Consider the following 23,365-nt stretch of genomic DNA (forward strand, 5'->3'; position numbering starts at 1 on the left):
CATTCATGACCAAGACCGTTATCACCAGCGACAAGGCCCCAGCCGCCATCGGTACTTACTCCCAGGCTATCAAGGCGGGCAACACCGTCTACATGTCCGGCCAGATCCCGCTGGACCCAAAGACCATGGAACTGGTGGAAGGCTTCGAAGCCCAGACCGTACAGGTCTTCGAAAACCTCAAGTCCGTGGCCGAAGCTGCCGGCGGCTCGTTCAAGGACATCGTCAAGCTGAACATCTTCCTCACCGACCTGAGCCACTTCGCCAAGGTTAACGAGATCATGGGCAAGTACTTCGAACAACCTTACCCAGCCCGTGCCGCCATTGGCGTTGCAGCCCTGCCAAAGGGCGCGCAGGTTGAGATGGACGCAATTCTGGTCATCGAGTAAAACACCCGGCGCAGCCTCCACAGGCTGCGCCGACTTCGTTTTAAAAGGATTTCATGATGCGCAAAGCGCTTGTAGCCTCTTCGTTGCTCGCCCTGCTCCTCGGCGGCTGTGCCAGCAACCCTGCCGATCTGGATGTGAGCGGCACCTGGATCAACCAGGTCGCCATCGATGCGGCAGCCAAAGGCGGCCCTTTGCGTGAATCGTTGCAAAGCTATGGTCCGAACCTCGAATGGGAGGTCAACCCCAAGGCCTCGCAGGCGCGCTACTACAACGGCTTTGAAGTGGCCGAAGGCAAGTTGCTGGGCGAGAAATCCGGTGCCTGGAGCGTGGATTTCTACGGCAGCTCCGCCACCGAACTCAAGCGCAAAGGCAAGCAACTGCTGCAGTCCGCCAACGACAATGAGCCCGAGCAACTGTTCGCCCGCGCCAAGGCCCCTGCACCGGAAGGTGCGCCACTGGGTGCCAACTTCGAACGCGCACTCTACGCAGCCTATATGGGCGGCGACTGGAAGATCACCGACGGCTTCGGCAACGGCGCCACTGTCCAGTTCCAGCCTGACGGCAAGGTCGCCGGTTTGCCCAATGCTGATCGGTACTCACTGTGCCTGGCCGGCGATTGCGCCTCCATGAGCGGTGGCTACGACAGCATGTGGCTGCAACTCAACGGCGTGGGCAACCCCTGGATCTTCGTGCGCAAGGGCAAGCAGCTGGAGATCTTCCAGGCGGTCAACACCGCACAGGCGGACGAAGTGCCTTCGTTTACGCCGGGTCCTCGCCAATGGCTGCTTGAAAAACAATAGCAGTCATCAACCAGCTCCAAATGTGGGAGGGGGTTGGCCCCCTCCCACATTTTTAAACCGCATTTCAGCCTTTAAGAATGGCTGCATACCCTTCGCGGTAGGTCGCATACGTGGGTGTCCACCCCAGCGCCTTTATGCGGGCATTGCTGCATTGCTTGCTGCCGGCACGCCGCACACTGGCGTCCTCGGACCACTCAGTTACGCCCAGGTAATCACGCAACCAGGCCACCACCTCCGCCAAAGGCGCCGGTGCGTCGTCGACGCCGATATAGACCTTATCCAGCGAACCGCCCTGCTCCACGTGGCGTAGCAAAAATGCCAGCAAGCCCGCCGCATCATCGGCGTGTATACGGTTGCCGTATAAAGGTGGATCAAGCGCTACACGGTACCCCTGGCGCACCTGGGTCAGCAGCCATTCGCGACCAGGACCGTAAATACCGGTCAGCCGCACGACGCTCGCGGGAATGCCACTGTTAAGTGCCACCTGCTCGGCCTCCAGCATGACTTGCCCGGAATAACCTTTGGCCTGGGTTTCGGAGGTTTCATCGACCCACTCCCCATTCTGCTGCCCGTATACGCTGCTGCTGGACACAAACAGCAGGTGCTTGGGCTCCTGGCCGTAATCCTTCAGCCACTCCAGCACATGCTGCAACCCTTGCACGTAAGCGGCGCGATAACCGGCCTCATCGTGGTCGGTCGCGGCGGCGCAGTACACCAGGTAATCCACCCCGCCGATCGGCCAGGTGTCAGGACAATCCTTGTTGAACAGGTCGCCGGCAATGCCGATCACCCCATCGGGAAGGCGTGAAATATCGCGCCGCAGGCCATAAACCTCCCATTCCGAGGCGAGCAATTGGCTAGCCAACCGACTACCCACATCGCCACAACCGGCAATCACAACAGAAGGCACAAACATCACAAGACTCCGCTCTTAAAGGTCTAGATTAGCCCTCGCAGATGACCGACGGCCAGAAAAAGGGCAAATAAAGTTACTGTATTACTTCTGTTAACAAGAATTACTTGCAATAATAACCGCCCATTTGTCCTCGACCCCTTGGGTCTGGAAGGACGATCACTCATTTTTTCTCTCAGGTCCGGCCAGCATGACACGTAATACAACCCCCGCTTCGCCAACCAAGCCTCACAGCCCATCCCGCGCCTGGCGTGCGATTGCTGCGCTGCTGTTCAGCGTACTGCTGGCACCGACCGCCGCATTCGCTGACGCCACCGCACCCGCCACTCCGGCTGCCACCGAGCAGAATGCCGCCACCCCGGCCGCTCCCGTCGCAGCCCCAGCCCCTACTGACACTGCCGCTCCTGCCGCGGCCGATGACACCGGTGTAGTGCTGGAAGAAGACAACACCCTGGGCATGGCCCACGACCTGTCGCCGTGGGGCATGTACCAGAATGCTGACGTGGTGGTAAAAGCCGTGATGATCGGCCTGGCCATCGCCTCGATCATTACCTGGACCATCTGGATCGCCAAGGGTTTCGAGCTGCTGGGCGCCAAGCGCCGTCTGCGCACTGAAATCGTCCACCTGAAAAAGGCCACCACCCTCAAGGAAGCCAGCGAAAGCGCGACCAAGAAAGGCACTCTGGCCAACACCCTGGTGCACGACGCGCTGGAAGAAATGCGCCTGTCGGCCAACGCCCGCGAAAAAGAAGGCATCAAGGAGCGCGTGGCTTTCCGCCTGGAGCGTCTTGTTGCAGCCTGCGGCCGTAACATGAGCAGCGGCACCGGCGTACTGGCGACCATCGGTTCCACCGCGCCGTTCGTCGGCCTGTTCGGTACCGTCTGGGGCATCATGAACAGCTTCATCGGCATCGCCAAAACCCAGACCACCAACCTCGCCGTCGTTGCCCCCGGCATCGCCGAAGCCCTGCTGGCAACCGCCCTGGGCCTGGTCGCCGCGATTCCTGCGGTAGTGATCTACAACGTCTTCGCCCGTTCGATTGCCGGCTACAAGGCCCAGGTATCGGACGCGTCGGCAGAAGTCCTGCTGCTGGTCAGCCGCGACCTCGATCACCTGCCTACCGAGCGCAGCTCGCAACCGCACATGGTGAAAGTGGGGTAATCGGCCATGGGCCTGCATTTGAATCAAGGCGACGACGAACTCGTCGAGAACCACGAAATCAACGTCACACCGTTTATCGACGTGATGCTGGTGCTGTTGATCATCTTCATGGTGGCCGCACCGTTGGCCACCGTGGATATCAAGGTTGACCTGCCCGCCTCCAGCGCCAAGCCTGCGCCGCGGCCGGAGAAACCGATCTTCCTCAGCGTCAAGGCGGATCAACGCCTGTTCCTGGGCGAAGAAGAAGTCAAAGCCGAAACCCTGGGGCCGGTGCTCGATGCCAAGACCCAAGGCAAGAAGGACACGACGATCTTCTTCCAGGCCGACAAGGGCGTGGACTACGGTGACCTGATGAGCGTGATGGATGCCCTGCGGGCAGCCGGCTACCTCAAGGTCGGCCTGGTCGGACTTGAGACGGCAGCCAAGAAATGATCACGACGCGCCACAAACTGACGCGTTATGGCACCAGCCTCGCCGTCGTGCTGGGCGTGCATGCCGTCGCGATTGCCATCGCGCTCCACTGGTCGGCGCCGCGCACGGTGCAGTTGCCGCCGGCAGCCATGGTCATCGACCTGGCCCCGATGCCTGCCCCCCCGCCGCCGGCGCCGCCGAAAGTGGTAACGCCACCGCAACCGCCTGCACCGGTGGAAGAGCTGCCCCTGCCAAAACTGGCCGAGGCACCCAAGCCAACGATCCAGGTGCCCAAACCGGTCAAGCCAAAGCCCAAGCCGCAACCGCCAAAGCCGGTGGAGAAAAAGATCGAGCCGCCCAAGGAGAAACCCTCCGAGGAACCGCCGAGCGATGCTCCGCCGACCAAAGCACCGGCTGAAAAATCGGCCCAGCCGGCTCCCGGCCCATCGCCGCAGCAGATCGCCGCCAAAGCGTCCTGGGAAGGCGCCCTGCTGGCACACTTGCAGAAGTACAAGAAGTACCCGCCAGGTGCCCAGGCCCGTGGCAAGGAAGGCCTGAACCGCCTGAAGTTCGTCGTGGATGCCGACGGTAACGTGCTGTCCTACGAGTTGGTGGGCCGTTCCGGCAACGCCGACCTGGACCGCGCCACCCTGGACATGATCCGTCGTGCCCAGCCGCTGCCCAAGCCGCCGGCCGATATGCTCAAAGGCGGCAGCATCGAGATCGTTGCACCGTTCGTGTACAACATCGAAAAACGTCGTCGCTGAAAATGAAGGTGGCGAGGGACACCCCTCGCCACTCTCAGCAAAATCCCGCGCATTCCCCCCTCAATCCCCAGCAAAGTTCTGATAACGTGCGTCTATCGATTGCAGCCGGTATGCTTGGCCCGCAACCTCATGGACGCCCGCTATGACTCTCACAGAATTACGCTACATCGTTACACTCGCCCAAGAGCAACACTTTGGCCACGCAGCCGAGCGTTGCCACGTCAGCCAGCCGACGCTGTCGGTGGGCGTGAAAAAGCTTGAAGACGAACTCGGTGTGCTGATTTTCGAGCGCAGCAAAAGCGCCGTGCGCCTTACCCCGGTGGGCGAAGGCATCGTTGCCCAGGCCCAGAAGGTGCTCGAGCAAGCCCAGAGCATTCGTGAACTGGCCCAGGCGGGCAAGAACCAGCTGACCGCGCCGCTGAAAGTCGGCGCCATCTATACCGTCGGCCCATACCTGTTCCCGCACCTGATCCCGCAACTGCACCGCGTCGCACCGCAGATGCCGTTGTATATCGAAGAAAACTTCACCCACGTGCTGCGCGACAAACTGCGCAACGGCGAGCTGGACGCGATCATCATCGCCCTGCCGTTCAACGAAGCGGATGTGTTGACGCTGCCGCTCTACGACGAGCCGTTCTACGTGCTGATGCCCGCCTCCCACCCGTGGACGCAGAAAGACACCATCGACGCCGGCCTGCTCAACGACAAGAGCCTGCTGCTGCTCGGCGAAGGCCACTGCTTCCGCGACCAGGTGCTGGAAGCCTGCCCGACCCTGACCAAAGGCAACGACGGCGCCAAACACACCACCGTGGAATCCAGCTCCCTGGAAACCATTCGCCATATGGTCGCCTCTGGCCTGGGCATCTCGATCCTGCCGCTTTCGGCAGTGGACAGCCATCACTACGCCCCTGGTGTGATCGAAGTGCGTCCACTCACGCCACCGGTGCCGTTCCGCACCGTGGCGATCGCCTGGCGCGCCAGCTTCCCACGGCCCAAAGCGATTGAGATCCTCGCCGACTCGATCCGCCTGTGTTCGGTGGCCAAGCCGCCTGCTGCGAGCTAAGTAAACGTATGACTGAGCTGTCGCAGGTGTCGGTGACGGCACTCAAGGGTGTCGGTGAAGCCATGGCCGAGAAACTGGCCAAGGTCGGTCTGGAAAACCTCCAGGACGTGCTGTTTCACCTGCCCTTGCGTTATCAGGATCGCACCCGCGTGGTGCCCATCGGCCAACTGCGTCCGGGGCAGGATGCGGTGGTCGAAGGCACCGTCAGCGGCGCCGACGTGGTGATGGGCAAGCGCCGCAGCCTGGTGGTGCGCCTGCAGGACGGCACCGGTGGCCTGAGCCTGCGCTTCTACCATTTCAGCAATGCGCAGAAGGAAGGCCTCAAGCGTGGCACCCGCGTGCGCTGCTACGGCGAAGCGCGGCCCGGCGCCTCGGGCCTGGAGATCTACCATCCGGAGTACCGCGCCATTACCGGCGATGAACCGCCACCGGTGGACACCACCCTCACGCCGATCTACCCGCTCACCGAAGGCCTGACCCAACAGCGCCTGCGCCAGTTGTGCATGCAGACCCTGAGCATGCTTGGCCCACAGAGCCTGCCCGACTGGCTGCCCCTGGAACTGGCCCGCGACTACCAACTGGCGCCGCTGGCCGATGCGATCCGCTACCTGCATCACCCACCCGCGGATGCCGATGTCGACGAGCTGGCCCTCGGTCATCACTGGGCCCAGCACCGCCTGGCGTTCGAAGAACTGCTGACTCACCAACTGTCCCAGCAACGCCTGCGCGAAAGCATGCGCTCCCTGCGTGCGCCGGCCATGCCCAAGGCCACGCGCCTGCCTGCGCAATACCTGGCTAACCTCGGCTTTGCGCCGACGGGTGCCCAGCAGCGTGTGGGCAATGAAATCGCCTACGACCTCAGCCAGCACGAGCCGATGCTGCGCCTGATCCAGGGCGACGTAGGCGCGGGCAAAACCGTAGTCGCGGCCCTCGCCGCCCTGCAAGCCTTGGAAGCCGGTTACCAGGTGGCGCTGATGGCGCCTACCGAGATCCTCGCCGAGCAGCACTTCATCACGTTCAAGCGATGGCTCGAGCCCCTGGGCCTGGAAGTCGCATGGCTGGCCGGCAAGCTCAAGGGCAAGACGCGTGCAGCGGCGCTGGAGCAGATCGCCGGCGGCGCACCGATGGTGGTGGGCACCCATGCGCTGTTCCAGGACGAAGTCCAGTTCAAGAACCTGGCCCTGGTGATCATCGACGAACAGCACCGCTTCGGCGTGCAGCAGCGCCTGGCCCTGCGCCAGAAAGGCGTGGGCGGGCGCATGAACCCGCATCAGCTGATCATGACCGCCACCCCGATCCCGCGCACCCTGGCCATGAGCGCCTACGCCGACCTCGACACCTCGATCCTCGACGAACTGCCCCCCGGCCGCACACCGGTCAACACCGTGCTGGTCACCGATACGCGCCGGGTCGAAGTGATCGAACGGGTACGCGGCGCCTGCGCCGAAGGCCGTCAGGCGTACTGGGTGTGCACGCTGATCGAAGAGTCCGAGGAGCTGACCTGCCAGGCCGCCGAGACCACCTATGAAGACCTCACCAGCGCCTTGGGCGAACTCAAGGTCGGGCTGATCCACGGGCGCATGAAGCCTGTGGAAAAGGCGGCGGTGATGGCTGAATTCAAGGCCGGCAACCTGCAACTGCTGGTCGCTACCACCGTGATTGAAGTGGGCGTGGACGTGCCCAACGCCAGCCTGATGATCATCGAAAACCCCGAGCGCCTGGGCCTGGCGCAATTGCACCAACTGCGCGGTCGCGTCGGCCGGGGCAGCGCCGCCAGCCACTGCGTGCTGCTCTACCACCCGCCGCTGTCGCAGATCGGCCGCCAGCGCCTGGGGATCATGCGCGAAACCAACGACGGTTTTGTCATCGCCGAAAAAGACCTCGAGCTGCGCGGCCCCGGCGAAATGCTCGGCACCCGCCAGACCGGCCTGCTGCAATTCAAGGTCGCCGACCTGATGCGCGACGCCGACCTGCTGCCCGCCGTGCGCGACGCGGCGCAAGCACTGCTGGAGCGTTGGCCGGATCACGTCAGCCCGCTGCTGGATCGCTGGCTTCGTCATGGGCAGCAATACGGCCAAGTGTGACGCTTGGCGCACTTATCCGACCTACAGTTGTATCAAGCTGGTTATACTTCGGTGAATGTAGGAAATTGGATCAGGCCATGTCAGAAGTTGCCCTCGCCACAGCCCCACTGACCGCACCGCCGGTCATTCGGGCTTTGCTCGCAAAACTCGCCATCAGCTACACGGAAGTCATCGAACATCCGGGCCTGAATCCTGCGCAAAAAGTCCAGGTCGTATTGCTGGAAGACGCGGTGGGCGCCCTGATGGTGCTGTTCCCGCAGAGCCAGCTGCTGGACCTCAACCGCCTCACCGAACTCACGGGTCGCCGCCTTACGGCCGTGGCGCCGGATCGCGTCGCGCGCATGCTGGGCAAGCACGACCTGAGCCTGCTGCCGGGGCTGCCGGCACTCACCAGTTCGCCGTGCCTGTACGAAGGCAGCCTGCTCAATGAACCGAGCCTGCTGGTGCATTCGGGTGAAGCCGGGCTGCTGCTGGAAATCGCCAGCGACGCCTTCAAGACCATGCTCACCAAGGCCAGCGCCGCCCAGTTCGGTGAGCCACTGAGCAATATCCGCCCGAACCTCGACCGCCCCAATGATGACCGTGAGGAAATCACCCAGGCGATGCAGGCGTTCACCGCCCGTCGCATCCAGCAACGCCTGGAAGCGACCATCGAGATTCCCCCGCTGGCCGACACCGCACAGAAGATCATCAAGCTGCGCGTCGACCCCAATGCCACCATCGACGACATCACCAGCGTGGTCGAAACCGATCCGGCCCTGGCCGCCCAAGTGGTGAGCTGGGCCGCGTCGCCTTATTACGCATCGCCGGGCAAGATCCGCTCGGTGGAAGACGCCATCGTGCGCGTGCTGGGTTTTGACCTGGTGATCAACCTCGCACTGGGCCTGGCCCTGGGCAAGACCTTGAGCCTGCCCAAGGACCACCCGCACCAGGCCACGCCGTACTGGCACCAGTCCATCTACACCGCCGCCGTGATCGAGGGCCTGACCCGCGCCATGCCCCGCGCCCAGCGCCCGGAAGCCGGCCTGACCTACCTCGCCGGCCTGCTGCACAACTTCGGCTACCTGCTGCTGGCCCATGTGTTCCCGCCGCACTTCTCGCTGATCTGCCGCCACCTGGAGGTCAACCCGCACCTGTGCCACAGCTATGTGGAGCAACACTTGCTGGGCATCAGCCGCGAGCAGATCGGCGCCTGGCTGATGCGCTACTGGGACATGCCGGACGAACTGTCCACCGCCCTGCGCTTCCAGCACGATCCGACCTACGATGGGCAATACGCCGAGTACCCGAACCTGGTGTGTCTGGCCGTGCGCCTGTTGCGCAGCCGGGGGATTGGCTCCGGGCCGGATGAGACCATCCCGGACGAACTGCTCGAGCGTCTGGGGCTGACGCGTGACAAGGCAGAGGAAGTGGTCTCCAAAGTGCTGGATGCCGAGGTGCTGTTGCGCGAATTGGCCTCGCAGTTCAGCTAGGGCTGAATCTGGCGCCTATCAGATAGCTATCGGGGGCTTGCCCCCGATGAATCCAACTCGATCTACCTGAAAGCCCTACTTCTTTTTCTTCGGTTTCAAATACTTGGTCAACCCCTGGAACCAGATCACCAGCGCCGGGTTGCCCTTGATCTGGATCGACTTGTCCTGAATCCCTGTCATGAACGCCAGTTGCTTGTTCTTCGCCTGCATCGTGGCGAAGCCGTAGGCGGCATCCTTGAACGCGATAGCAAACGCCGGCGTCGGATGGACACCCGAGCGGCTGGTGATGCGTTGGTCTTTGACGATGAAGTGACGGGCAACCTTGCCGTCGAGGGTCTGCAACTGGAACGCCAGGTCTTTGTCACCCAACTGTTGCTGGAAGGCAGGATTGGTGCGGCTGGCTTTGCCCATCATCAGGCCCAGCACCCACAGGAGAAGACGAAATTTCATGCACACGGCCTCGGTGTAATTATTGAGTGGCCGCAGCAGTTTAACGAATTGCAAAAAGAACGCTACCGATCTTGCGCATTAGCGGAAGATCGGCTGGCGTTTGACGCTTATAGCAGCATGTTACTTAAACGTTAGGGCAAGGCACCGGCGCCCAGTCGGCCAGGTTTGGATCGCGGCAAGTGCCTTCGATCTGCGCTTTACCGGCGCTGGCGACCTGCTTGCTTTCAGCTTGCTTGGCCTGCACGGTCTGGATGCTCTTCTCGGTAGTCACTGCTTCTTGAGGCACGACTGGCAGCACTTTCTTTTTCGCCGGCTTGACGGCTTTCTTGCCTTTAGCCGGCGGGGTAGCGGGTGCGGTGTCGGCGGTGGCCACGGTGACCACGTCGTTACGCTGCACGCCAACCTGCTGCAGGTCTTTCTCGTAGGCCTGGGTGTAGTTGTTCAGGTCTTCGGCGGCTTTGCCGTTGACCGCAACGATCAGGTCATTGGATTCCTTCAGGCCCGAGACGATTTCCGCCAGGCGCTTGCGGCCTTCGGTGTCGTTGACGGTCTTGGCTTTGCGATCACTCACCAACTTGGTGAATGCGCTCTGGTAGCACTGCTGGGACGCCTTGGCGTACGCGGTGCTGCGGTCGATGTCGGAGGCGCTTTTGTTCACGTCAGCCGCATACGAGGCGATGCGCTGGTTGTCATCGGCGATCTGCTTCTGACGCTCGGTGTAGTAACCCGCTGCGCCGCCGGCCAGGGCACCGCCCGCTGCGCCGATGGCGGCGTTACGGCCGCGTTTTTCCTTGTCGCCGGTCAGGGCGCCGAGCAATGCACCGCCGGCCGCGCCGATGGCTGCACCGGTGACCACCGACTTGGTCATGTTCGAGTCGGTGGCGCGCAAGTGCTGCACCGGCTCGTAGCAGTTGGGGTAGTACTCGACCTTGGTGCTGGACGCGACCTTGGAGGACGGCGACGTGGCGCAGCCTGTCAACACGGTGCTGAAGCCAGCGGCAATCAGCAAAAGATGACGCTTGGAAACCGCCTTACGGGAAAAAAGCATAGGTTGTGTTCTCTTCTAAGTTTGACTTGCCCAGCACGGCCACTGCCGCCTGAGTCCCTTCCAAGCTCGCCATACAGCCAGCGATCAGCGCTGACCGCTCGCTGCGAGCAATTCCTTCAAGATCGTCGCCGGGTCGGCCCGCTGTTGTTTGCGGTAGTTGCCGACATGGCGAACGAACAGTGTTGCGCGCGTCACCAGGCTTTTGCCGAGCACTGGCTTGCGATCCAACTCTTCCTTGATCCGTTGAAACTGCGCCTGGATCACCGCATCGGTGTAGCGCGTGCCGGTGGCCAGGTTGTCAATATAGATCGCCACCGCGCCATCGAGAGCGCTGCGCCCGTTGTCGATGGCCGTGGCAAACAGCGCCGCGCTGGCCTCGTCCTTATTGTCCAGGGCCTGCTGGCGACTCTTCTGCAGGTTGGCCAGGCGGATGTTGTAGTTGCCAATGGTCTCGGCCACCAACGCGGCCGACTGAATCAGGTTGCCCGCGGCCTCTTCGCGTTGCTGGGCGATCAGCGAGACATTGCGCTTGAGCTCTTCATTGACCAGACCCAGCTCGGCTTGCAGCTTGGGGTCGACGCTGGCGGCGATGATGCTGTCCAGGCGCTTGGTCGGGTCCTGGGCGTCGTCGATGGCATCGGTCAGCGAGGCCAGGCGGCCCTCTTTCTGCCATTGCGCGAACAGCTCCTTGTAACGCGAGCGCGGTGCTGACAAGGCACCAATCGCCACGCGGAATCCGGTGGTCTCATTGCTTTGTTCGGTGCCGTCGGCGGCGAACAGCGGGTATTCGCGGCGCATGCCGGTAAACAATGTGCCCTCGCCTTCCAGGTAGTTGCCGCCCTTGACCACAAAGCCGCCGTAAGTGCCCTGGCGACGACCGGCGTGCACCAGCTGGAAGGACTCCTGGACCATTTCCGCGGCGTTGCCAATCACGTCGAACATGCCGATCGGATTGGGCAATTTGGTGCCGATGGGCATCAGGCGCGCGGCCTGGCCGGTGCCGCCTGCGACTTGGTTGAACACCGCGTAATCAGCCAGCGGGCCGTCGCTGTCGCTGCCTTCGACGCGGCGTGGAAACAGGCGCCCTTCGAGATCCTGACGGCTCACCGCCTGGCCGCCACGCGCGGCGAACTCCCATTCCACTTCGGTGGGCAGGCGTACAAAGCCCAGGCCGCCATCTTCTGCCGACGAACCGCGCCCGCTCACCGGCAGCAAGTCGCGGTGGTATTTCATCAGCCAGGCGCTGTACACCGCCGAGAAGCGCTCAGCTTCAAAGCGCGACAGCTTCACCTTGGGCAAACGCCCGGCCATGCCGGTGGGTGCATCGCACGCAGGCGCCGGCTCGCCACTGGCCAGCGACTGCGCCTGGGCCATCACCTGGGCGTACTGGCGTGCGGTCACTTCGTACTTGCCGATGAAGTACAGCATGGGTTTGAGCGGGGTCTTGGCGTCGGTCTTCGGCATCAGGGGCGCGATGACTTTGTTCCAGTCTTTCGGCAAGTCCTTGAGGGTGAACTGGCCGTTGATAAAGTCGCGGCGATAGCCGGAAATGAACGACTGCTGATAACCCGCCTCGCCTTCGGCGAAGGGGTAGCCGAGGCTGATCTCGCGGTCATCCAACGTCCCTTGGGCCAGCACGTAGGCGTAGCGGAACACCATATTGCCTTCGCACGGCAGCGGCAGGCTGACGTCATCGGGCAACGGCTTGGGGTTGTCGAGCTTGTCGCTTGCCTCATCGGCCCAGGCCATCGAGGCCAGGCTCAGCGCCACAACGGCGCCCAGTAACTTATACATCTCTGATTCCTTCAGAAGCCTGGATACGCGCCACTCGCCAACCACCACAGGCTGCCGCCACGGCGCTGACGCCAAGGACTGCAACCAGGGCCAGGCCATAGTGACGCGCCAACAGGTGGCTGGCGTATTCGCCCGGCACCTGCACAAATAGTTTATTCACAGCTGTTTCGGCCAGGCCATACAGCCCGGCACTGAGCAAGGCGGCAAACCCTGCGCTGTACAGCGCTTGCAGCATCACAAACAGCAACAGCGCGCCGGTGGAAAACCCCAACAGGCGCAACACCGACAACTCTCGACGCTTGCGTGCCACAGCCGCCAATGCCCCGGCGAAGATCGCCGCAAACGCGCCCGCCAAGGCCAGCCCGGCGATGATCCAGAAGACGATCGACAGGTTGCGGCTCAGCGACTGCACCTGCGCGATGGTCTGTGCCTGGGTCGATACCAACAGATTCTGCCCGGCGAAAAACACCCGCAACGGCTCCACATCGGTGAGGCTGCGCGCATACAAGCGAAACGCCGGATACACCCGCTGTTCGCTCACCGCGACCTCATCACCCGCCCAACCCAACGCTGGCACCGCGCGGCCATCGCGGTAATCTTCCGCCGCTTCCAGCAATCTCAAATCGGCAAACAATCCGTCCCGAGCGAAGGCTTCCAGCGGCAGCACCGCCAGTACCTGCAAGCGCGTGCGCTGGGCTTCCACGCGCCCGGCCACCTGCCGCGCAAAGATGGTCTCCAGCCAATCCCCCGGCCGCGCCGCAAGCTTCTCGGCAGCGGTATGGCTCAGCACAATCTGGTCCAGGCCCTTGGGCATCGGCAGGCCGTTCAGCAACGGATCACGCGCCGCCGTCGGCAGCATTTCCAGGGTCAGCGTGCCCACCTGTGCCGTCGCCGCAATCTGCCGCGTGCGCGGTAAGGCGAACGCCACATCGCTGCGTTGGCCGAGCTGTTCGACAAATGCGCTGCTGAATCGACCACCGCCCAACGGAATAATTTCACGGGTGGCCGGATCGGTCTCCAAACGTTCGGTCAAACTGCTAACCAGTCCAAATTTCAGGCCGAATAACACCAGCAACGGCGCGATCACCGCCACCAGCGCCAACACCGAACAGGCCGACAGCCAGGCATCGTTGCGGTAATCCTGCCAGGCCAGGGACGCCACCAGGGGGATGCGCATCAGCACGCCTCCCCGAGGGTCGCGGTGACGCCGCCGTCGGTGTCGCGCCGACAACTGATGCGCCGCACCTGCAAGCCACTGGCACGGGCCAGGGGTTCGTCATGGGTGGCGATCACACAGGCGGCGCGGTGCTCGCGGGCCTGGGCCAGCAGGGCCTGCATCACGCGCTCGGCATTCAGCGGGTCAAGGGACGCCGTCGGCTCATCGGCCAGCACCAATTGCGGTGCATGGGCCAGGGCGCGGGCGCAGCTCACCCGTTGGCGCTGGCCCACCGACAACGCGGCCGGCTTCTTGGCCAACTGGTCGCTGATCTCCAGCTGTTCAGCCAGGCGCGTCACGCTGCCATCGTCTTTCAAGCCCAGCAGTTGCCGGGACAGCGCGATATTGCTGCGCACATCCAGAAAACCCAGCAGCCCGCCGGTTTGCAGCACATAGCCCAAGTGCTGGCTGCGCAGCGCGGCCAGGGTGGATTGCTGATCGGCGCGCCACAGCCCGCCAATGTCCTGCTGATTGAAGTCGAACCGGCCCACCTGATCCGGCGCCAGTACCAGCGCCAACAGGTCCAGCAAGGTGCTCTTGCCGCACCCACTCGGCCCGACAATCGCCAACTGCTCCCCGGCACGCAGGTGCAGCGCCGGGATCACCAGGCTGTAACGCTGGCTCCCGATCCCCCGGCTCTTATGCACCGCGCTCAGGTTCAGCATTACGGCAGTGTCGACAAGGGCACGCGGTACAACGCATCGCCCGGCTCGGCATCGCCGAAACGGACCCAGTTGGCCACGTCATTGTGGAAGGTTTCGTAGAGGCGGATTTTCGAATCCAACTCGTCGATAAAGTCTTCCTGCTCGGCCACGCTCAACGACAACCACAGATCCTGGGTCATGTTCAGCGACTTGCTGCGGTACGGCAGGCCTTCCAGGTATTCGCCAAGAAGACCGCCGTCGGCCAGGTTGCCACCCTTGCGCAGGGCCTGCGGATCGCGGCTCATATAGGCCGAGGCGCTGGCGATTTCCTGGAAGAAATCCTTGGGCGAGGTCTGGGTCTTGCGCGCCGCATCGACGATCAGTTTCAGCGACTGTTGCAGGTCGTTGAGCTGCAATTTGGTCAGCATCACGCACACCTGGAACGCCGGCAGCGCGGGGTTGGTCAGGTCGCGGTCGGCGGTCCAGGCACTGACCAGCTGCGGCGCCTGGCTCGCGCTCTTGCGACCGAGGAAGTCCATGTGCATCGCATAGCCGACCGCTGCGGATTTGTCCGCCAGGCTCGGCGCGGCACTCAGCAGCGGCACCGGTTGCGGGGTATTGCTGCGTACCTGATGCACGAGGTTGGCGAACACGCTGCCGATCTCGTCGACGCGCTCGCCCAGCTTGCGTACGTCGCCACCCGGAACCGCGGTGTACAGGTCGCCGATCTGCGGGTTGGCGTCGGCCGTGAGGATGCGGTACTGGCTCTCGGCGCCGGCGTGGGTTTTCTTGCCGGCGTCGGTGCGCAGGTGCAGCGCGTAGATCTTGATCTGCTTGCCCAGCGCGGCCTGGCGCACTTCAGCTTCGTTCATCTGGGTGGCGGCAAACGGGTCGTTCTTGCGCAAGGCACCGGCATCGGTGACCAGCAGGATGATACGCCCGCCATAGCCGGACCAGTCCATGCCGTCCACGGCCTGCATCACGCCGGCAAACGCGTCCTCGTTGAAGGAGTGGCTGGACACGGTAGACGCCTTGACCTGGCGCGCCATGTCGAGGAAGCGTTGCGGGTCGCGGCCCTGGTCGAGGCTGATCAGGGTCTTGGCCACGTATTCCAGGCCCGGGGTTTTCTTGATGCTGCTACGGAAACCGACCATGCCGAAGCTGACACTGTCCAGCTCGCCACGCTCGGCGATGCGGGTTTGCAGCTCGTGCACGACGTCGCGGATCTGGTCGATGTAGGGCTGCATGGAGACCGTGGTGTCCACTACCAGCACCACCGCCGTGCGGAAGGCATCAGCATTGGCGTTGATCACCGGCGTCGCGGGCTTGGCCGCCGCGCTGCTGCCTGGGTCGATGGAGGCGATGTTAAGCAACTGCACCGGCTGGCCGTTCTCGTCGAAGCTCTCCTTGGCGTCGAAAATCGGCAGCAGGTAGAACTGGTTCTGCGGCACCGCGCTGGCGGACGGCTCCAGGGCCAGGACCTGGCCGTTGTCTTCGCGGTTCTTCTGCGCCTTGGCCAACACGCCTTTGGCGGCGGCAGGGTCGGCCAGCAGTTTTTCCACTTCAGCGGATTGACGCAGGAACATCACCGGCGCCCGGCCAGAGCGCTCGGTGAATTTAAGCACGAGGCTTTGCTTCCAATCGCTGACCTGGGCGGCCGGCAACCAGCCATCGCTGCGGCCATCGGTGGCGGCACCGACGCGCACCCACGGGCTGCCGTCGACGTCTTTGCGCTGGTACACATAAAGCACCGAAAACGCCGGCAGGGCCTTGCCCGGCGCGCTGCCGGCGTCATTCGACAGTTTGGCGCCGGGCTTGCTGAGGACGCGCTGGAACAGGGTCTTTTTACCGGCCATCAACAACGGACGTTGGCCGCCGTCCACTTCGGCCACCGCCACGGGTGGCGTTGCCTGGGGCACTTCGGCTGCCGCCGCAGGTGGCTTGGCCGGCTCATCACTGCCGCTCAACCACCAGTAGCTGCCACCACCAATGGCCAATGCGACGGCCACCGCCACGGCGGCCAGTGCCAACACCGGCCCACGCCGCTGCTCGGACACGGCGTTATGCTGGGTCGGCGTCACCACCGGTTGGCGCACCGGTTGCGGTTGGGGTTTATCGGTCGGGATGTCGATCGTGACCGGTGTCATGCCCGCCAGGTCAAAGCTCAGCGGAATCGGCAACGGCCGCACCAGCGTGGCCTCCGGCGAGTCCGTCGGCAGATTGTCCAGCGCCTGCAGCAGCGCCGCCGCATCCGGGAAACGCTCCGCCGGGTCCTTGGCCAACAGCTTGCGCAGCACGCCCTGATAACGGCCGTGGTGCACCGGCAATTCCGGCAAGGGTTCGGTCAGGTGCGCCAGCGCCGTGGACAGCGCATCGTTGCCGTTGTACGGCAGCTTGCCGACGAGGATTTCATACAGCACCACGCCCAGCGCATAGAGGTCGGCACGGCCATCGATCTCCTGGCCCCGCGCCTGCTCCGGGCTCATGTAGCTCGGTGTGCCCACGGCAAAACCGGCCTGGGTGAACTGGGTGCGGTCGTCCAGGGACTTGGCAATACCGAAGTCCGAGAGCACCGCCGTGCCATCGGCGCGGAACAGGATGTTTGCCGGCTTGACGTCGCGGTGCACCAGCCCCTGGGCATGGGCGTAACCCAAGGCCGAGGCGATCTGGCGGATCAACGTAATGCCCTGCTCCGGCGTCAGGCCGGCAGCGATGCGCTCCTTGAGCGTGCCGTTGGGCAGGTATTCCATGGCCATGTAATACAGCTCACCGACATTGCCGATGTCATGGATGGTCACCGTGTGCGGGTGGGACAGCCGCGCCAGGGTCTTGCCCTCGCGCAGGAAACGCTCGCAGAAACTCGGGTCGGCCGCCAGCGCCGCCGCCATCACCTTCAACGCCACCTTGCGCTCCAGGGAGCGCTGGGTCGCCAGGTACACGCTGGCCATGGCGCCTTCGCCGATCTCGCCTTCGATGTCGTAGCCCGGAATCACAATGTTCATGCCGATACCTTCACGACGATGGCGGTGATGTTGTCCGGCGCGCCGCGGTTGAGCCCCAGGTGCACCAGGCTGCGCACGATTTCGTCCGGCGCGTCGTGGCTGAGCACTTCGCGGATTTCACGGTCTTCAACGGTTTTGTTCAGGCCATCGCTGCACAGCAGGTAGCTGTCGCCGGGAGCGATCAGCAGGTCGACCACCGCCAGCTCCAGTTGGGCTTCCACGCCGATGGCGCGGGTGACGATATTGGCGCGCGGGTGCACGCGGGCATCGGCTTCGCTGAGCAGGCCGCTGTCTTGCAGGTCCTGCACGTAGCTGTGGTCGCGCGAGATGCCTTCGAGCACGCCGTCGCGCAGGCGGTACAGGCGGCTGTCGCCGGCCCACAGGCACACACCGCGCAAACCGCGTGCAGCGAGCACCACCACCGTGCTGCCCATCATGGCCACGCCACGGTTGGCGGTTTCTTCACGCACGGCGGCGTTGATGCGGATCAGGTCATTGCGCAAGGCCGCCGAGTACTCATCGAGGGAGCGCCCCATCGGCACACTGCGCAGGCTGTCGACGATCAGGCTACTGACATAATCCCCCGCCGCATGCCCGCCCATGCCGTCGGCCACCACCCACAGGCGATTTTCCGGCAGGTCCAGGCACGCGTCTTCGTTGACCTGCCGGACCATGCCCACATGGCTTTTGCTCGCGGATTTGTACGTCGACCCCATCTACACCACACCTTCTTGTCCGAGCAAAAACTGCGCAAAATCGCCGGCGGCAGGCAGGCCCTGACACCGCAATAAACCAGGGGAAATCGTCTGTGAACCACGTCCCCACCAGAGGCTCGCACCGTCGCAGGCCTGTTCGGCGAGCGCGGTCATGCGCTGGTGCGGCACGCTGGCCGCCACACGTTGCAGGCCGGCGAAACGGCTGTCGACCGCGCGCGGCTCTGTCGCCGGCAAGCCCAGGTCGTCGAGGCCAGCGTTGAAGCGTTCGAATGTGGCGCCGGCATCCAGGGTGCTGAGCAGCAGCTCTTCAGCCTGCTCGAACCAACTGTCCGGCCCGCCCACCAGGGACGCAGGGTTGATGTCGTGATCAAGCAAGGTGACCACCGCCAGCGGGAAATAGCGCCCGACCCGGTCAATGCTCGGCATCACTACGCCCGCCGCCGCGTCCGGCCCACACACGCCGGGCGCCAGCACAAAGCGCCACAGAGGGCTGACCAGGTACGCATTGAGCCAGCCGGCGCCGAGGCTGTTCTGGCTGGCGAGCAACCCCGCCGCCAGCCAGCTGTCCCACGGGCCGATAAAGCTCTGGGGCAAAGCGCGGCTGACGAAGTCACCGCGGCTGGCCAACTTGCCGTAGAAGCCCAGCGTCGTCATAGCCGCTCCGGCAGGCTGAAGCCACTGAGCACGCGGCTCTTGAACGGGTTGAAGGCGCTGTTGGCGCGCAACTCGTAGGCGATGCTTGCACCGTCGACCCGCAGGCGCAGGTTGAAGCGATCCGGCGAGTTACCGGCGGTGAGGTCCGACTGTTCCAGCAAGCGGAACCAGGCCCACGGCCCGTCGAGCGTCACGCCCGAGCGGCCACTGGCCGACGGCGGCATGATCGAGATACGCACCACGCCAATGCTGCCGGGGTTCGGCCATTGCATCGCCACCGGGCGGCTTGGGCCGTGGTCGTAGCTCAATTGCTGGCCGTCGAGGTCGAGCAGGAACTGGGTGATGGTCGGGTCCATCGACACCGGCTTGAGTTCGAAACGCACGATCGGTTGGGTACCCCCGGAGCGGAAAAACGCATCGCGGATCGTTGCGGCACGTTGGAAGGTTTGCAGCACGCCCGGCGCAATCCCGAGCTTCTGCGCCGCGCCCGGCTGCCAGCGCCAGGTCTGTGCCGAGGTGTCCACGTACGGCTGCAGGTATTTGCGGAAGTAGTTGTCCATCACCCCGCCCACGCCGAAGAACTGGCCGAAGTCATCCAGGGTCGCATCCCGCGCGCTGCCCGGCGACATCGGGTAACGGCCGGCCAGGGACTGGCGGTACACATTGACCACTTCGCTGACCCATGCCGCGTTCAGCTGGTTACGCACTCCGCCCATCATGCTGTTGGTGGTGGAGTTGACCACCGACTTGACCATGCCCTGCACCAGCGGCGGTTGGCGCTCAGCGTTCAGGCTGACCCGTGTGGCTGCAGCCGCCGCCTGGTTCTTCGCCTCGCCAAGCAAGGCATCGCCGCTGGCACCGACCATGGCGCTGACCTGCACATACAGCGCGTTCATGTCCGACAACAGGCCGTCGATGGCTGCCGGTTCGCCTTCGTTCTTGCTGACGATGCTGTTGAGTTCGGCAAAGTGCGCGGTCACCGGATCATCCGCTGCCGCCGGCGCATTGGCCGTCGGTTGCTCCTGGCCGAGCAAGTTGCCGAGGCGCTCCTTGAGCTTGTCGACGCCGCCTTCCACCGGCACGCCTTTGGCGGCCAATTGGCGTTCCTCAGCTTGCAGATCGGTTTCCTTGGCCACAGCCACCAGCAGTTTTTTCAGTGGCGAGCTCGGGCCGGAAATCACCCGCAGCACATCGGCCGCCTGGGCCACGCTGGTGATCGGCACAAAGTCGATGTCGGCGAGCAACGCATCCCACTGGCGCTGGTAGTCCTGGAAGTACAGGCGGCGCACATCGGCGGCGAGGCTGACCACGTTCTGCTGATCGGCCTGCTCGCGGCCCAACACCCACTGTTCTTCAGCCAGGGTGCCGGTCTGGTTCAGGCTGCTCAGCAAAAACGCCTGGCGATAGCCCTTGGCGGTGAAAAAGCCACTCAACGGCTCGCCCAACGGCTTGCCGCTTTTACGGCTGAACACCAGCGCGGCATCACGGCCAGCGGCTTCGTTGATACGGAAGTCCGGGATGCCTTCAGGCAGTTTCTGGCGTTTGACCCGGTCGTAGACGCGCTGGGCCACCGGCAGTTGTTGCAACTGGCGACGCAGATCGTCGATCAGGCGTGGGTCAAGGCGCGCACTTGGCGGATGGCGTTCAAACAACGCCTGCAAGTGCCCGGTCAACGCCTGGCGCTGATCGGCCGGTAGGTCGCGCGGCAGGTTGCGGTCCCAGTCGAGGGCGATCCAGGCCTTGATGAAGTCCGGGTCGTAATGCTCGCTGTCGGCGAGCATCAGGTAGGCCTTGAGGCCTTCGTAGAGGAAGTCGGAGTTGCCGCCGCCGTGCAGTTGCTCCTCGATGCGCGTCACCAGGCGCGGCGCAAACACGGCGATCAACAGTTTGCGATAGACACTGGCGGACTCGGCTTCGAGCATATCGCCCTGATACAGCCCCAGGCCTTCGGACCAGCTCGGCGAATCGCCCGCCAGGTGCTTCACCGCATTGAGCAGCGGCAGCACCGCGAGCACTTCACGCTGCGCCGGGCTCAGGTTCTGTACGGTCTGGCCCAGCGGGGCGACCTTCTGGTCGACCTGGGCGATATACGCCTGGTTGGCGCGATAGCTCACCCACCACAGGCTGCTGACCACGATCACCAAGGCCACGGTGGCTGCGAGTACACCGCGTGCAATCCACTTGCGCCGGCGTTCGACTTTCGGGTTCACACCCACCAGTCCACGCTCGGCAAAGGCCACGGCGGTGAAGAGTTTTTCGATGAAATAACTGCGCCCGGTGCCGCTTTGACGCGCCAGGTGCTGGCGGTCCAGGTTCATGCTCTGGGCCATGGCGCCGATCAGGCGGTCAATCGGGCTGCCTTCCTGGGTGCCGCTGGTGAAGTACACGCCGCGCAGCAACACACGTTCTTCAAAGGCATTGGGTTTGAACACGCCTTCGAGGAAGCTTTGCAGGCAGTCCTTCAATGCGCCGAACTGCTGCGGGAAGCCGTAGATCAGGTCGCGCCGCGCCGGGTCGCGCTCCTGTTGCAGGCGCTCCACCAGACGTTCGTTGAGGCGCTGCTCCAGACCGGCGAATTCGCTTTGCAGGTGCGCCAGCGGGCTGTCGCTGTTCTTGCCGTCATCGAGGGCAAAGGTCATGCCCCACACCTGGGCGCGCTCTTCCTTGCTCAGGTTGTCGAAGAACTCCATGAAGCCCGGCACCAGGTCGAGCTTGGTCAGCATCAGGTAGATCGGGAAACGCACGCCCAATTGGGTGTACAGCTCCTGGATACGCAGGCGGATCGCCGCCGCATGGGCCGCGCGTTCGGCATCGGTGCCCAGCAGCAGATCCGACAGGCTGATGGCGATAAAGGCGCCATCGATCGGGCGGCGCGAACGCTGCTTTTTCAGCAGGTCGAGAAAGCCCAGCCACGCGGCCTTATCCACCGTGGAGTTGCTGTCCTGGGTGGTATAGCGGCCGGCGGTGTCGAGCAATACCGCCTGATCGGTAAACCACCAGTCGCAGTTACGCGTACCGCCGACGCCGCGCACCGCCCCGGCGCCCAACTGGGCCGCCAACGGAAAGTGCAGCCCGGAGTTGACCAGCGCCGTGGTCTTGCCCGAACCCGGCGGGCCGATGATCACGTACCACGGCAGCTCGTAGAGGTTGCGGCGTTCGTCGCCACCAAGCTTGGCCTTTTTCAGCAGTGCCAGGGCTTCGTCCATGCGCTGGCGCAGGGTGGTGAGCTCTTCGGCGGTGGCCACGCTGTTGGGGTCGGCCGGGGTTTCGGCAGCCAGGCTGCGCATCACTTCGGCGGCTTGGCGCCGCGCCTGGATGATGCGGAACACGCGGTAGGCGATCCACACCGCGAACACCAGGATGATCAGCGCCCAGCGCCGGCCTTCCGGCACCAGCACATCGAGCAACGGCCCCACAAACCAGATGATCAGGCTCAGGGCGATCAGGCCCAGCACGGGGATCACCCAGCGAATCATGAAACTGAAAAACGCCTTCACTCGACGCCCTCCGCCAATACGGTGATTTCAACCCGACGATTGCGGGCACGGCCTTCGGCAGTCGCGTTGGTCGCCAACGGCTCGGTGTCGCTCCTGCCTTCGGCACTGAAGCGATCGGCCTGGCCGGTCTTGGCCGCGAGGATCTCCAACACCGACTTGGCCCGCGCTTCGGACAGGGCCCAATTGGATGGGAAACGCAGCGTGGCAATCGGGCGGTTGTCGCTGTGCCCGGTGACCCGCACCTGGCCCTTGACCTTGCGGATGGCGTCGGCGATGCGCAGCATCAGCGGTTGGTAGTCATCGACGATGCTTGAGCTGGCGGATGCAAACAGCTCATCGCCTCGAATGGTGACGACAGAACGGTCGACCTGGTCTTCCACCGCGACGCGACCGGCCTTGATGTCTTCCGCCAGGAAGCCGGCCAGGCGCGGACGCTCAATCACTTTGGGCTGCGCCACGGGACGGTCAATGGCCTGCACCGGGATCTCACCCAGTGCATGGATATTTTTGAACACCGGCTCCGCCTGCGCCGCGAGCAGCATGCGCAAGGTGAACAGCAAGGCCAGCAACAACGCCAGGCCAATCGCCACGGCGATCCACGGCGGCATGAACTGCGCCAGCCGATCACGCGCCACGGTGACGCCGCGCCAATGCGGCGACAGCTCGCGCTCGTGGTCACCGCGCGCGCTGCGAATCGCCGCCGCCGTGCGCTCACGCAAGGCTTCCAACTGGCTGCGACCGTCGTTCATCACGCGGTAACGGCCTTCGAAACCCAGGCACATGCACAGGTACAACAGCTCCAGCAGGTACAGGCGCTCACGTGGACTTTGCAGGCAGTGGTCGAGCAACTGGAAGACTTTTTCGCCCCCCCAGGCTTCGTTGTGCACGGTGATCAACAGGCTCTGCTTGCCCCAATCGCTGGTGCTGCCCCACGGCGTGCTCAACACCGCCTCATCGAGGGCGGTGCACAGTGCGTAACGCGCCAGCAGCACTTCGTTGCGTGCCACGCCAGCGGCTTCGGCGCGCTCTTCGAACTGGCGCAGGTAGGCCAGCAACTGCGCGCGCAAGCTGGCCGGCGCCGGGTGCGCGATGGTGTTGCGCAGGCGCGTCAGCAGCGCCAGCAGCGGGCCGGCGGCACTTTCCAGCGGGTTCAGGCCCTGGCTTTTGCCGGTGAGGATCGGCGCGGCCGGCATCGACAGCGGGGCCGGTTCGGCACGCGCGGGTTCCGGCGCACGGCCACCCGGGCGCGGCATGAACTGGGTGCGGTCGTCATCATTGGGATGCAT

19 protein-coding genes are annotated in these 23,365 nt (G+C 64.0%); 8 read left to right on the plus strand and 11 right to left on the minus strand.

From position 1 onward, the window contains the following. Positions 1 to 5: 5 nt before the first annotated feature. Positions 6 to 386 (plus strand): RidA family protein, encoded by a 381-nt coding sequence (locus M2397_RS19140; protein ID WP_003176922.1) that lies wholly within the window; start codon positions 6 to 8, stop codon positions 384 to 386. A gap of 56 nt (positions 387 to 442) precedes the next feature. Then, on the plus strand, positions 443 to 1,186 hold the full coding sequence (locus M2397_RS19145) for a hypothetical protein (RefSeq protein WP_259244246.1): 744 nt from the start codon (positions 443 to 445) through the stop codon (positions 1,184 to 1,186). 64 nt (positions 1,187 to 1,250) lie between these two features. Here the strand turns inward: M2397_RS19145 and M2397_RS19150 are convergent, their stop codons facing one another. Further along, complete coding sequence (locus M2397_RS19150) at positions 1,251 to 2,102, minus strand: SDR family oxidoreductase (RefSeq protein WP_259244247.1); 852 nt, start codon at positions 2,100 to 2,102, stop codon at positions 1,251 to 1,253. 187 nt (positions 2,103 to 2,289) lie between these two features. Between M2397_RS19150 and exbB the strand changes: the two genes are divergently transcribed. From exbB to M2397_RS19180, 6 genes are all read left to right on the plus strand, one after another. Continuing rightward, positions 2,290 to 3,261, plus strand: a complete 972-nt coding sequence (exbB, locus tag M2397_RS19155; protein WP_145337415.1) for a tonB-system energizer ExbB — start codon at positions 2,290 to 2,292, stop codon at positions 3,259 to 3,261. 6 nt (positions 3,262 to 3,267) lie between these two features. Further along, the gene (gene exbD, locus M2397_RS19160; RefSeq protein WP_003195519.1) at positions 3,268 to 3,693 is read left to right on the plus strand and encodes a TonB system transport protein ExbD; all 426 of its coding nucleotides are present in this window, start codon (positions 3,268 to 3,270) and stop codon (positions 3,691 to 3,693) included. Next, positions 3,690 to 4,439, plus strand: a complete 750-nt coding sequence (locus M2397_RS19165; RefSeq protein ID WP_131697653.1) for an energy transducer TonB — start codon at positions 3,690 to 3,692, stop codon at positions 4,437 to 4,439. The genes exbD and M2397_RS19165 overlap by 4 nt, the downstream gene beginning before the upstream one ends. Positions 4,440 to 4,581: 142 nt before the next feature. Then, a complete protein-coding gene (locus M2397_RS19170; RefSeq protein WP_015886540.1) occupies positions 4,582 to 5,502 on the plus strand; it encodes a hydrogen peroxide-inducible genes activator in 921 nt (306 codons plus the stop codon). A gap of 8 nt (positions 5,503 to 5,510) precedes the next feature. After that, complete coding sequence (gene recG / locus M2397_RS19175) at positions 5,511 to 7,586, plus strand: ATP-dependent DNA helicase RecG (protein ID WP_145337414.1); 2,076 nt, start codon at positions 5,511 to 5,513, stop codon at positions 7,584 to 7,586. Positions 7,587 to 7,663: 77 nt separating this feature from the next. Further along, a complete protein-coding gene (locus M2397_RS19180; protein WP_259244249.1) occupies positions 7,664 to 9,058 on the plus strand; it encodes an aminoacyl-tRNA deacylase and HDOD domain-containing protein in 1,395 nt (464 codons plus the stop codon). Positions 9,059 to 9,133: 75 nt separating this feature from the next. Here the strand turns inward: M2397_RS19180 and M2397_RS19185 are convergent, their stop codons facing one another. The 10 genes from M2397_RS19185 to M2397_RS19230 all read right to left on the minus strand — a co-directional run bounded on the left by M2397_RS19185 (position 9,134) and on the right by M2397_RS19230 (position 23,365). After that, positions 9,134 to 9,508, minus strand: a complete 375-nt coding sequence (locus M2397_RS19185; RefSeq protein WP_058424462.1) for a hypothetical protein — start codon at positions 9,506 to 9,508, stop codon at positions 9,134 to 9,136. A gap of 124 nt (positions 9,509 to 9,632) precedes the next feature. After that, on the minus strand, positions 9,633 to 10,556 hold the full coding sequence (gene tagQ, locus M2397_RS19190; protein ID WP_167655927.1) for a type VI secretion system-associated lipoprotein TagQ: 924 nt from the start codon (positions 10,554 to 10,556) through the stop codon (positions 9,633 to 9,635). Between the two features lie 84 nt (positions 10,557 to 10,640). Beyond that, complete coding sequence (locus tag M2397_RS19195; RefSeq protein ID WP_131697657.1) at positions 10,641 to 12,350, minus strand: SUMF1/EgtB/PvdO family nonheme iron enzyme; 1,710 nt, start codon at positions 12,348 to 12,350, stop codon at positions 10,641 to 10,643. Further along, positions 12,343 to 13,527, minus strand: coding sequence for an ABC transporter permease (locus M2397_RS19200; protein WP_259244250.1), 1,185 nt, complete (start codon positions 13,525 to 13,527; stop codon positions 12,343 to 12,345). The genes M2397_RS19195 and M2397_RS19200 overlap by 8 nt, the downstream gene beginning before the upstream one ends. Then, positions 13,527 to 14,231, minus strand: coding sequence for an ABC transporter ATP-binding protein (locus tag M2397_RS19205; RefSeq protein WP_131697659.1), 705 nt, complete (start codon positions 14,229 to 14,231; stop codon positions 13,527 to 13,529). The genes M2397_RS19200 and M2397_RS19205 overlap by 1 nt, the downstream gene beginning before the upstream one ends. After that, a complete protein-coding gene (locus M2397_RS19210; protein ID WP_184745209.1) occupies positions 14,231 to 17,212 on the minus strand; it encodes a serine/threonine-protein kinase in 2,982 nt (993 codons plus the stop codon). Before M2397_RS19210 ends, M2397_RS19205 begins: the two co-directional genes overlap by 1 nt. Beyond that, positions 17,209 to 17,928, minus strand: a complete 720-nt coding sequence (locus M2397_RS19215) for a PP2C family serine/threonine-protein phosphatase (RefSeq protein ID WP_131697661.1) — start codon at positions 17,926 to 17,928, stop codon at positions 17,209 to 17,211. The genes M2397_RS19210 and M2397_RS19215 overlap by 4 nt, the downstream gene beginning before the upstream one ends. Next, complete coding sequence (gene tagF, locus M2397_RS19220) at positions 17,929 to 18,582, minus strand: type VI secretion system-associated protein TagF (RefSeq protein WP_131697662.1); 654 nt, start codon at positions 18,580 to 18,582, stop codon at positions 17,929 to 17,931. Next, on the minus strand, positions 18,579 to 22,079 hold the full coding sequence (tssM, locus tag M2397_RS19225; protein WP_131697663.1) for a type VI secretion system membrane subunit TssM: 3,501 nt from the start codon (positions 22,077 to 22,079) through the stop codon (positions 18,579 to 18,581). The genes tagF and tssM overlap by 4 nt, the downstream gene beginning before the upstream one ends. Further along, the gene (locus M2397_RS19230; protein ID WP_167655922.1) at positions 22,076 to 23,365 is read right to left on the minus strand and encodes a DotU family type VI secretion system protein; all 1,290 of its coding nucleotides are present in this window, start codon (positions 23,363 to 23,365) and stop codon (positions 22,076 to 22,078) included. Before M2397_RS19230 ends, tssM begins: the two co-directional genes overlap by 4 nt.

Source organism: Pseudomonas sp. BIGb0381, from assembly GCF_024809815.1.
Lineage (GTDB): Bacteria > Pseudomonadota > Gammaproteobacteria > Pseudomonadales > Pseudomonadaceae > Aquipseudomonas.